The 11,345-nt window shown below is 58.9% G+C and carries 9 protein-coding genes and 1 pseudogene; 4 read left to right on the top strand and 6 right to left on the bottom strand.

The annotated features are described in order from the left end of the window. Position 1: 1 nt before the first annotated feature. From FNJ47_RS25810 to FNJ47_RS51550, 4 genes and pseudogenes are all read right to left on the bottom strand, one after another. Positions 2-868 (bottom strand): ABC transporter permease subunit, encoded by an 867-nt coding sequence (locus FNJ47_RS25810; RefSeq protein WP_163158148.1) that lies wholly within the window; start codon positions 866-868, stop codon positions 2-4. A gap of 13 nt (positions 869-881) precedes the next feature. Continuing rightward, on the bottom strand, positions 882-2,117 hold the full coding sequence (locus FNJ47_RS25815; RefSeq protein WP_163158150.1) for an urea ABC transporter substrate-binding protein: 1,236 nt from the start codon (positions 2,115-2,117) through the stop codon (positions 882-884). A 40-nt stretch (positions 2,118-2,157) separates the two neighbouring features. Further along, positions 2,158-3,622 (bottom strand): annotated as a pseudogene (locus tag FNJ47_RS25820) (amidase). Between the two features lie 246 nt (positions 3,623-3,868). Beyond that, on the bottom strand, positions 3,869-4,681 hold the full coding sequence (locus FNJ47_RS51550) for an IclR family transcriptional regulator (RefSeq protein ID WP_236000100.1): 813 nt from the start codon (positions 4,679-4,681) through the stop codon (positions 3,869-3,871). Between the two features lie 162 nt (positions 4,682-4,843). Here FNJ47_RS51550 and FNJ47_RS25830 point away from each other — a divergent pair, with 162 nt between their 5' ends. Beyond that, complete coding sequence (locus FNJ47_RS25830; protein WP_163158152.1) at positions 4,844-5,776, top strand: carbon-nitrogen hydrolase family protein; 933 nt, start codon at positions 4,844-4,846, stop codon at positions 5,774-5,776. Continuing rightward, a complete protein-coding gene (locus FNJ47_RS25835) occupies positions 5,773-6,381 on the top strand; it encodes a pyridoxamine 5'-phosphate oxidase family protein (protein WP_163158154.1) in 609 nt (202 codons plus the stop codon). Before FNJ47_RS25830 ends, FNJ47_RS25835 begins: the two co-directional genes overlap by 4 nt. 207 nt (positions 6,382-6,588) lie before the next feature. Here the strand turns inward: FNJ47_RS25835 and FNJ47_RS25840 are convergent, their stop codons facing one another. Both FNJ47_RS25840 and FNJ47_RS25845 read right to left on the bottom strand, forming a co-directional pair. Then, positions 6,589-8,001 (bottom strand): ApeA N-terminal domain 1-containing protein, encoded by a 1,413-nt coding sequence (locus tag FNJ47_RS25840; RefSeq protein WP_163158156.1) that lies wholly within the window; start codon positions 7,999-8,001, stop codon positions 6,589-6,591. Between the two features lie 29 nt (positions 8,002-8,030). After that, positions 8,031-10,109: a TrlF family AAA-like ATPase gene (locus FNJ47_RS25845; RefSeq protein WP_163158158.1), complete on the bottom strand. Its 2,079-nt coding sequence runs from the start codon at positions 10,107-10,109 to the stop codon at positions 8,031-8,033. On the opposite strand from FNJ47_RS25845, the gene FNJ47_RS25850 reads away from it, so the two are divergent. Together FNJ47_RS25850 and FNJ47_RS25855 are read left to right on the top strand one after the other, a co-directional pair. Then, positions 10,100-10,819, top strand: a complete 720-nt coding sequence (locus FNJ47_RS25850; RefSeq protein ID WP_163158160.1) for a hypothetical protein — start codon at positions 10,100-10,102, stop codon at positions 10,817-10,819. The two genes, FNJ47_RS25845 and FNJ47_RS25850, sit on opposite strands and share 10 nt — an antisense overlap. After that, positions 10,819-11,345: YoaH family protein (locus tag FNJ47_RS25855; protein ID WP_163158162.1), on the top strand; the 527-nt coding region annotated here is incomplete at its 3' end. The genes FNJ47_RS25850 and FNJ47_RS25855, both read left to right, overlap by 1 nt.

The raw sequence follows: 11,345 nt of genomic DNA on the forward strand, positions 1-11,345 counted from the left end.
GCTAGATCCGTCCCTTGAAGAAGCGGCCGGTGATTCCGCGAGGAAACAGCCGCAGCAAGATGATCGCCGCCCCGAGAAGCGCGACCTCGCCGATGACCGGCGTGGTCGCGAAGCTCGCCAGTTGATTGACGGTGGCGAAAATGCCGGACGCCGAAAGCGTTCCCACCAGCACCGCCGATCCGCCGCCGATCACGGTAATGAACGCCTTGGCAACGAAGGCAGCGCCGATCGAAGGCACCACGCCCGTAACTGGCGCAAGGACGCCGCCTGCGAGGCCCGCCAATGCGGACCCGATCGCGAATGTCGCCGCGTAGACCCGTGCCGGATCGACCCCGAGCGCCGCGGACATGTCCGCGTTCTGCATCGTTGCCCGGGCGATCAGCCCGAACCTCGACAGCTTGAACAGCAGGTAGAGCGTCACGATCACCGCCACCGCAACAGCGACAATGAAGAACTTGTACGCGCTGAAGCCGATAGGCCCGATATTGACGGCCCCGAGCGGTGACGAAATGCCTGATGTCGTGTTGCCGAACACGGTCGTCACCAGGCCGATGAAGAGCAGCGAGAGTCCCCACGTCGCCAGCATGGTGTCGATGACGCGCCCATAGAGATGGCGGATGACGAGCCGCTCGACGACGAGGCCGACCAGACCGACGACCAGCGGGGCGATCACAAGGATCGCGATCCATATGTTGATGCCGGCCTTGGACGCCGCAATCGTGGCATAGCCGCCCATCATCAGGAATTCGCCGTGCGCAAGGTTGATGACCTTCATCATGCCGAAAACGACTGCCAGCCCGATGGAAATGAGCACCAGGCTGGCAATTCCGCTCACGACCTCAAGGCCAATTGCAATGAGGTAGTCCATGAAGCTCTCGTGTTCAGATCTTGATGACGAACTGCTGGTTTTCGCCCGGATTCTTGATCAGGTCGCAAACCGACGAGGTGTCGAGCGGAGCCCTCTGAGGCCACGTCTCGCGGATCGACCATTTCTTCTCTTTCACCTCGCCGAGGCGGATATCCATCGTGCAGTGGTGGGTTGCCGGGTCGATCGAGACCCGGCCGGTCGGGCCGTCAAAGGACATTCCGCTTTCCAGCGCCTCGAGCACCTTGGCCCGGTCGAGCGTGCCGGCCTTGCTCACGCTCTTAGCCCACAGATGCATGCCCTGGTAGGTCGCCGCCGCCAACTCGGTGATGTACGGATAGTCTGCGCCGAACCGCTTGGCCCAGGCAGCGGTGAACGCCTTATTCGCGGGATTGTCGATCGAAGGAAAGTAGTTTCCGGAAACGAGGATACCGTCGGATTCCGGCGCGTTCAGAACGATGTGTTCCTGGCCGTGACTGAACGTGCTGGACGCCATCGGAATCTTTCCCTTCAGGCCGGCGGCCGCCCACTGCCGATAGAAGGACACATGCGCGCCGCCGACCAGCGCCGAAAAGACAAAGTCCGGGCTTGCCGCCTGTATCTTCTGGACCGTCGGGCCAAACTCGGTGACGTCGAGCGGGAAGTAGTCGATCGAGAGGACGTTTCCGCCGTTCTCCAGCGCGTACTTCTTCACCCACTGCGAGACGATCTGGCCGTAATTGTAATCGGCGGCGACAATGTAGATCTTCTTGCCCCAGCGGCGCATGATATCCGGCACCGCCGTGGCCAAGTTCTGCGCCGGCGTCTGACCGGTGCAGAAGGTGTTGCGATCGCAAACCCCGCCTTCGTACTGGGTGTTGTAGAAGTAGAGCGTGTTGGTCTTGCGCATGATCGGGCGGATGACCTCCCGCGATGCGGACGTGATGCCGCCATGCAGGACCGCGACCTTGTCGCGCAGCGCAAGCTCCTGCGCGAGCTGCGCATATTGCTGCATCGAGGATTGCGGGTCCTTGGTGACGATCTTGATCTGCCGTCCGAGCAGGCCACCCGCCGCATTGATCTCTTCGGCAGCGAAGACCATGGCGTCCTGCATTGGCTTGCCATAGGCATCGAGACCTCCGGACAGGTCATGGATGCTTCCGACGAGGATGTCGGTGGCTGCCTGCGCGTTGCCGACCAGGCCGGGCGATAGCGCGATCGCGGCCGACGAGGCCAGTGCCGTTTTCAAAAAATCTCTTCTCTTCATGCTCATTGCGACTCTCCCTCCTCCACAAAAAATGTCTTCCGACCGATCATCGGACGGAACGCGTCCGCCAATCGGTCGATGCCTCGAAGGCAAGCGCTGCGCGGTAAAGTGTCGTTTCCTCGAACTGCCGGCCGACCAGCATCATCCCGACGGGCAAGCCGCCGTTCATCGCACAGGGGATCTGCAACCCCGGATGGCCCGTCACATCGAACGGGAATGTGTTCGCCATGTTTCTCCGTTGCGCGCTGCATGCCGAGCTCGCGCGGCGCGTCCTTCGGCGGCAAGGGCGGCGCTTTCAGGGGCGTCGTGGGCATCAGCAGGATGTCGACCTCGTCAAACGCCTTGTCGTATTCGGCGCGGAGTTGACGGGCGAGATTTTGTGCCTTGGCGTAGTAACGCCCACCGCCGGCCCGGATCATGTATTCGCCGAGCAGCATGGTTGCCTTGACCGAATCCGACAGCTCGTCGGCGCGGAGCCGCCAGGCGGCGTGCGCCTGCACCATGCTGGTCACATAGAGGCCCTTCCAGTTGAACCCGTGACCGTTGCCCTTCGTCATCTGCTCGGTCGCGCCCTCATAGGCGATGACGAGCCAGATCTTCGGGCCGAGCCGATGCATCGGGACCGACACGTCGCGCACCTCGGCGCCAAGCCGCCTGAAGTGATCCGCGACAGACCGGACGCTCTCGTCGACGTCGCTCTCCGAGTTTGCGTGGCCAAAACCCTCATTGAGGATTCCAATCCGCAGGCCCTTGCAACCCTGGTCCAGCGCTTCGCTGTATCGCCTGGCCTCGGCTAGCGCGTTCTGGCGCGGGTCCAGGCCATCAGGACCGGCGATGACGTCCAGCATCAGCGCATTGTCCGCGACCGAGCGCGTCATGGGGCCAAGGTGATCGAGGGTGAGCTCGATCGGCATCGCCCCGGTGTACGGGACGAGTCCCCATGTCGGCTTCATCCCGACGATGCCGCAATAGGACGCAGGCGTTCGGATCGATCCACCCTGATCGCCGCCGATCGCAAGATCGACATCACCATTTGCGACGAGCGCGGCGCTTCCCGACGAGGAGCCTGCAGCCGAATGGCCCGGCTTGTGGGGATTGCGAACGGGCCCCTGTGCGCCGGTATGCGAGCCGCCCGAGAGGCAGTAGTACTCGCATTGCGACTTGCCGGTGATCGTGGCGCCGGCATCGAGCAAGCGGGTGACGACGGTCGCATCAACGTCCGGCACGTAGCCTTCGAGGGCCGACGAGCCGTTCATCATCGGCACGCCGGCAACCGCAACGTTGTCCTTGATGGCCACGGTACGGCCCGCGAGTTTCCCGCCGCTCGCGCCCCTGATCTCCGTCCTGACGTACCAGGCATTCAGCGGATTGGCCGTAGCCGAGGGCCAATACCCTGGCGTCCTCGGGTATTTCACCTGCGGCAGAAAGTCCGGGAGCGCCGCGATCGCCTCGTAGCTCTCGAGCGGGCCCTGCATGTCCTTCAGGAAGAAGGCCAGGTCTTCGTCCGACATGGAGAACGAAAGGCTTTTCGCGATGTCGCGCAGCTTCTCCAGATTTGGACGTTGGATCACGTTTCACTCCCAAATTCATTCTATTGAATTTTATTCTACTATTTGAATAGTAGTGGTAACGGTCGTGTGATGTCAAGCGGACGGCCGACAATTCGCGTCCGCGTCCGCGAATGCCGCCTCAAATTCGATCGTCGTGGGTGTCGTGGTTTGCGGATCGGGCCAGATGCACTGGCCGTCCTGCTGCGCTCAGCTCAAGAGATCGCCGAACTGCGAAAGGCTTCGGGCCAACTCTTTGATTGACGCAATCGCCGCTCGTTCGACAGGAGGCGTGAGGTCGCCCTCATACATGGTGATCGCAACGCCGGCGATCGCCCTCCCCGACGGCGTCGCGACCAGCGCACCATAGGAGCACATGTGCGGCCTGGTACCCTTGATCTCCTTGGAATACCCGTCGCGGCGAGCCTCGTTGAGAATCTTGAGCAGCTCGGAGCGGTGCTTCGGGTGATCCTTGGTCAGCTGCGGAAGTTCTTCGCTCGGATAGAGCCTGCAGACTTCTTCGTTCGACAGGCTGGCAAGGAGTGCGCGACCGCTCGCCATGCAGCAAGCTGGCATTCGCGTGCCGGGCTTGAAACTAACGCCAAGCGGCTGAGGACTATTGCGAGCCGCGATGAACAGCACATCCGGCCCGTCAAGGACGGACATCGTGGCGCCGTTCTCGCGGATCAGCTGAATCTCGTCACAGGCCGCGTAGAAGTGCTCGACGATTTCGTACTTGTTGATCTTTGAGCTCGCGAGATCGAGCACCCTGAGCGTAAGGCCAAATGTGCCGTCACTCGCCTTTTCAAGGTAGCCCTCGTGCAGCAGGGTCGTGCACAGCGAATGGGCCGAGCTCATCGCAACACCGAGCCTGGCTGCAATCATGGTGAGGTTCGGCGGCTCCGGCGAGCTTGCAATAAATTCCAGAATCCTGAGGCCGCGCGTCAGCGCGGGCGCGCTCGTCCTTGTCTCTGCTTCTGTGTCGCGCGAGGCGAGCTTGGGACGCAACTTGGATTTCGGCATTTGGAATTTTCCATGCCCATCAGCGGGCAGCCCGTCAACAGTCCTCGCCGTTTCACGCGGCTCTGATGTCCACGCGATCCACCGACTTGACAAAACGATGCCGCGATATTCTTATAGTAGAAGTAAATTCAATATATAGAATACCGGGGGATCCTTCAAGTCATGAGCAAGCTCAACGCCGCGGTCGTCCAGGCCTGTTCGGTTGGTGACGACACGGCAGCAACGGTGGAGAAAGCAATCCGTCTCATTGAAGATTGCAGCAAACAGGGCGCCAACGTCGCGGTCTTTCCCGAGGCCTTTGTCGGCGGCTATCCGAAGGGCGCCAACTTCAACATTTTCATCGGTGCGCGGACGCCAGAGGGCCGCGACGAGTTCAAGGCCTATTTCGAGCAGGCCATCAACGTTCCAGGGCCGGAGACCCGCGCAATCGGTGCGGCCGTGAAGGCAGCGCAGCTCTTCCTGACGATTGGCGTTATCGAACGTGATGGGGGCACGCTCTACTGCACGGCGTTGTTCTTCCACCCCAGCGGCGAGCTCCTGGGCAAGCATCGCAAGCTCATGCCGACCGCAGCCGAACGCCTGTGCTGGGGATTCGGCGACGGCTCCACGCTGACGACTGTCGACACGCCGTGGGGCAAGATGGGATCGGTCATCTGCTGGGAGAACTACATGCCGCTGCTGCGGATGAGCATGTACGACAAGGGGGTCTCCATCTACTGCGCCCCGACCGCCGACGACCGCGACAGCTGGGCGGCGAGCATGCAGCACATCGCGCTGGAAGGCCGATGCTTCGTCCTGTCGGCGTGCCAGTATCTGACCAACAAGGATTTCCCCAGGACGATGAGCAACCGAATTGCCGAAGCCGACGACCAGGTGCTGATGCGCGGCGGCAGCATGATCGTCAGCCCGCTGGGAAAAATCCTCGCCGGACCTGTCTTCGAGAAGGAAGCAATCCTGTGCGCGGAGCTCGACACCGACGACGTGTCCCGCGGCAAGTTCGATTTCGACGTGGTCGGGCACTATGCGCGCCCCGACATCTTCAAGCTTGCCGTCGATGAGCGTTCGAAGCCGACGGTAGAACGGGTGTCCGCATGACGGTTTTCAGCGACAGGCCCTTCTTTCATGAAGGGATGAGAGAATGGCAAGACCGGTTCGACGGCCGTCGGACCGCGGAAGCGATCGAGAGACACAGGAAGCACTACGCCTTCTGGGACGACGAAATCGAGATCGTGAGGAATGCACGGTTCTTTTTCATCGCTTCCACGTTTGGCGATTACGTTGACTGCAACATCAAGTCCGGCGATCCCGGCTTTGTGCAGATTGTCGGGCCCGATGTCATCGAGTATCCCGAGTATGACGGCAACTCCATGTACAGGACGGCGGGAAACATCTCGAAGAATCCCAACGTGGGCCTGCTATTCGTGGTGTTCGACGGCAAGAGCCGCAGGATCAGGATAAACGGCAAGGCGACGATAACGACCGACCCGGCAACCCTGGACCGGCACTTCGGCGCCAAGCTCGTGGTGCGCATCGCGTGCGAGCTCTACCCGAATTGCCCGCGCTACATACCTGATCTGGCACTATCCAAGCCGTCGCCGCACGTGCCGCGGAGCGGCGAGCCGGTTCCGCCGGCACCCGAATGGAAGACCAGAGACTATATCCGCTCTATCCTGCCCGAAGACGATCCGCATCGACGGTAAAATGGCGGATGACGAGGCGTCAACGTCCGCAATGCGCGCCGATCTCAATGTTCGTTGCATTGCCCTGATTGGCGCTCCCTAGGGGAGACGAAGGGCTACCGCGGAAACGCTTATAAAACCTCTACAAATCGGCCTAGCCGCAACGCCTTTGCTACCATCACTTGCTACCACCCGCAACACTGCAGCGGGGCAAGACTTCGCCGACGACTAGCTTGCCGGCGCTCGGCCAGTTTCCTCCGGTAGATTTAACTGCCGCAAATGCTGCGAAGCATCGCTATGGCCATCTAGGCAAGACTCGAGGGTGTCAGACGACATTCCGGCCTGTTGAAGGTATAGCGCCCGCAAAAGAATGGTGAGTCGGACGCTGGCATCGTACATGGCCTGTCCGCCGAGGATGTTTGAACGCAGAGCCTCATCCCAGTGTGTGTAGTAGTTTCGGGTATCGATCCAGCTTCGCGGAATGTCCTTACTTCCCAGTATTCTGGTGCGCAGCGTATTCGGAAGCAGTTCCGCGAGGCTCTTCAGTCGCTTGGCCAGCGCGATTTCGTTGCCATATCGAATTCGGCTGGTCAGGGCTGCACGATGATCGGCGCCTACATTTGCAGGGATCGCATTTATCAGGGCGTCTTTGACGAGACCATATTGCTCGGGCGCCATGTAGTTTCCAGTAAACAACGCACGATGCAGTCCCTCAAGAGCTTGCATCAGGGACAGAAATCTCACATGGGGCCACAAGTCGTCCGAAGCCATCGTGCTTAGGGCGAGGCCAACTGGCAATTCGACGCGTGGGAATAGCTCGAACCAACTCGCTACAATACGTCCAAGGTCGTCCCCAATCCGTGTGCGGCTTATGAAGAAGGCATGATGCTCCCTGTGATCGCAGTACTCTATTGCAGGTCTCGGTGCGAGCACGGACAGAACGAAGCCATGCGCTCCTATCTTCAGCTCGATCCGATCAGGCGGCATGGGTTTCTCTGCCAGAAGAGCGAGGAAGCTCGTTATCTTCCAAAGTTGATCCAAAAACCAGCTCAGTGGCTTAGGCTCGTCTGGTCGTACGTTTAGCCAGCCGGAGGCGACAATCGTGGCCTCCGCGTGTGCAGGCGATGCGATGGCTGCGAGTTTGAAATCCAGCTCGGCACCAATGTTAGAAACCGCAATTGTCTCCTTGGGAATGTTCTTGACGCGAAGCGCGTAACCCAAGTCGTCTTTGGTGACCTGGATTACTTCGGATGACAACCAAACCTGCAGCCCGGGTATCCGGCATCTAACCTCTGGATAGACATGCTCCTCTGTTAGATGCGCCCCGACGATTGCGAGATGACTCCACAGAGTTTCAGGTTGCCCACTGCCTCCGCTAGCGAAAGTCAACGAGTAGCGGGCCCGCGTGCACTGAAATAGAGAGACCGCTTCTAGCTTCTGAGTAACCCCGTGAACAACAGGATAGCGGACTACCTCAGCTCTAATCGGACCGCTCTGCATCGGACGGAGAGAGTCGGCCAATTCCAAGTCAATGCGGTCAGACTTCGATGAGAGCGTCCCGGCGATTCGCCGCTCTGGCGTCTCCGGCAAGAACCATGTCCCGACTGTTTCGAACGCCTCGCTCATATCTCGGTCAACCATCAATCACCTCGGTTGTGCCTAACCAGCTCTTAGATGTCAGCTCGTCTCAGCGCATAGCGTCTTTCCCGTCGTATGAAGGCATCTTCGCCTCCCTCGAGAATGCGACAGGCGGTTTTTCGCGCCCCGTCCACGTGAGAATCTTCGATTGCCCCGGACAAATAAGTGAACTTTGGGCTTCCGTGCTCGTCCTTCACGCATTCAGCAACGACGATCTGCTCGGCATCGGTGTTCACGACAAGATTTGGATTGTGGGTAATTAGCAGGATCTGCCGACGCACCTTCGCTGTTCGAAAATATGCTGCCAACAGAGAGCAGATCGACTCGTTGTCTAGATTCTCATCCGGCTGGTCAATCAACAGCGGACGCCTATCCTCGGCATCCATAGCCAAATAGAGCATCAGAAGGACAATGCCTTTAGTACCCGGCGAGAGATTTTCCAAGGATGTGCCTTGGTAGCTCAGCCCGTACGCCAACGAAATGTGGTCGACTGAGTACACCCAATCAAAAAAGTCGGTCGGCGAATAGTTGCTGCGAAGTATTTCTTGAATACCCTCTCCTTTCTGAGGAAACGGCTTTAGAAAGTGATCGAGCCCCTCCTTGAGCTCTGACGGCGACCCACCGGACCAGCCGGGCAGAAGATGGTTTTGCACCGCTTCCTTCATCTGTTCGAAAGAGCAAGGCAGCGACTTACGTTGATCGAAGAGATGCATGCCTCTTCCAAGCCACGCGTCGACGTCAATTAGCCATCGAATGTGGAATTGCACCTTTTTCTCTTCTTCGTGCGTGACAAATTGCTCCTGCAGTGGTCGGTAAAGCTCGGCCAACAATCGCTGCTCTTGCTTTAGTGTTTCGAAATACTCCACATAGACAGCGCGTCGCTGTTTGCGCATCTCATCGAGCCTTTCCGCCTCAGGCCCTTCAATCGAGGCAATCTCGACGTCGATGCGGTGGAGTTCCTGGTCCGTGTTCGCTAATGCGGCCTGAATTTCAGTGAAGCGCGCCCGTTTAGCATCATCGGCCATTATTGCATCGCTAAGTTCCTTTACTCGATTCCGGTGGGCTCTTATCGTCAGCGGAAGAGGTTCAACTTCGTCACCTTCCAGTTCAACAATACGGCGCTTGAAATCATTTAAGCGCTGAACGAGCGGCGTCTCTACGTCACCGGGGAAGGACGGCACGAACCAATCGAGCTCAATCTCAGATACACCTATCTCGCGCAAGTCCGCCAACAAAGTCGATGAAAAACGATTCATTTCTGCTTGGAAAGTTCTAATCCTCTGCTGCACATCAGCTATACGGAGAAGCTGATCTTTGAAACCTGCTTGCGTCGCAATCGCTTGACCGAGTGCCTTGTGCTCTTCACTAAGCCGCTGGGCAGCCTCTTCCTCCGCGGCCGACTCCAACGAAGGCGCCTGCTCCACTAATGCCGCAGCCCCGCGCAGCAGTTCTTCTCTGCGCGCCCTTCTGCCTGCCAATCCCAGTTGCTTTTTAAATGCTTCGTCGATTTCACGATGAAGACGCTTTATTTCGCTGACTAGCCGTTTCTGCTCATTGCGCACCGTCGCAGTCTTTTTATCGCGTAGATCAGCAAAGTTTGATGCATTCAGGGTTTCGGATGGATCGAGATGATTGAAAACTACGGCTTCAATCTCCTTGACAAGATCACTGTCGCCTCTTGGGTCTGCACACAAGCGCTCGACAAATTTCTGCGACAAGTATCGCACCTCCTCAGTTCCTTCGGGTGGCCCCTTGGCGTTGATGTCAGCGCTCGACGTCCTGCCGTCGCACCACTTCAACACTACGGTAGCTCCCTTAAGCGAAGCGCGTGCCCTCGCAATGAACGATCCCGGTTCGTCGGTCCAGCCACGGCCTGCATACGCAATCAGCTCATTCAGAGCGGATTTGCCCATCCCCTTTTTTCCGATGATTGAGACAAGTCCAGGATTCAGGGGAAGCGTGGTCTCCTCGAACCATCCTTTGGAGTTCAAGACGGCAACCGATTGAAGCGTCCGACTCCGATCATGCAAATCTGGTGGAGTTTCCCCAATCCAAACCCGTTCTTCCGGCTCAAAAATCACCTGCCGCAGACCTTCGAAGGTTGGATTCAACACCACTACCGGGACCCACGACCGCGCCCGACTTCCAACAGGTCAGGAAATATCTTCGCAGCATTCAACAACGTGAAGCCCTCGGCAGCTTCATTAAGACAGGCTGGAAGCCAACAGAGCTAGGCGAGTTCGCTCGCGCTGTCTTCCTCGCATCCGGCAAGACATACCCAACCGCAGCGTCCTATCAGTACGCCATCGAGAAAGGTGCCGATCATCCTTACGCGGTGGAAACGTTAGCAACCCTGCGAGCACCAGGTTTCACCATGCCGCCTTTCGACCGGCCTGAGCCTAAGCGCTATGCGTGGGATGATCCCGACAGTCCTGAGCACACGGCCGAGCTGAGGGCTGACATTGAAGAGATGGCGCGCCTATGGAGAAAACGCGAGGCGAGTTGGCACGACCAACCTCAGCCTGTGGAAGCTCAGCCGATACCCAAGGCGCTCTGGAGAAAACTCTTCAAGCTACGCAATCGCTATCACACCCTTGCGGACACCTTACAGTGCGAGGCGCTTAGCGAGGAGTCACAAACAGACGTGCCAACGATAGCGCGGTGTCTCAGGAACCGGAGTTACCGCACGAACGGCTTGGAGTGTCCTGAGCCGAACGCGCCGATATCGAAAGCGTTTTGGATGAAGTGTTTCGAGCGCCGCGCACGCTACAGCTCATTGGCGGAAACGTTGGAGCACGAAGGCTTGAAGGAGTTTCGCTAATGGCGACACTCACAATCAATGGACGCAGCGTCACGGTGGACGACGGCTTCCTCAGCCTCTCACATGAGGAGCAACAGGACGCCGTCGAGCACATCGCGAGCAACCTTCCAGCCGACAAGCCCAAGGAAGCCTCAGGCCTCGCCGCAGGCATTGTCCACGGCGGCACCGAGCTGGCCCGCGGCATCGCATCGACAGCCAAGCGCTTCACTGGTGTCGGTGACGGTGGCAAGCAGCTTGAAGACCCGAACTACGTGCCAGCGAACGTAACCAATGGCTCGTGGAATCCGCTGAACTGGAGCCCGTCGCAAATCCCGCAGAAGGTTGCTGAGAGCTTGCCAACGACTGCTGCGGCTACCAACCCGTTGTGGTATCCCCAACCAGCAATTGCCTGCACCGCACCAAGCTGCTTGTTCACCGTACCTGCGGAAACCTTCGGGCCGCCTGCATGCTTCCGACCGTGCTCCACCAACTCAGGAAGTGAGGCCTTGAGAAGCGGCCCTCTGCGGGTCTTGGGCACCATCTGGAG

The sequence above is a fragment of the Bradyrhizobium uaiense genome, from assembly GCF_010811875.1.
Lineage (GTDB): Bacteria > Pseudomonadota > Alphaproteobacteria > Rhizobiales > Xanthobacteraceae > Bradyrhizobium > Bradyrhizobium uaiense.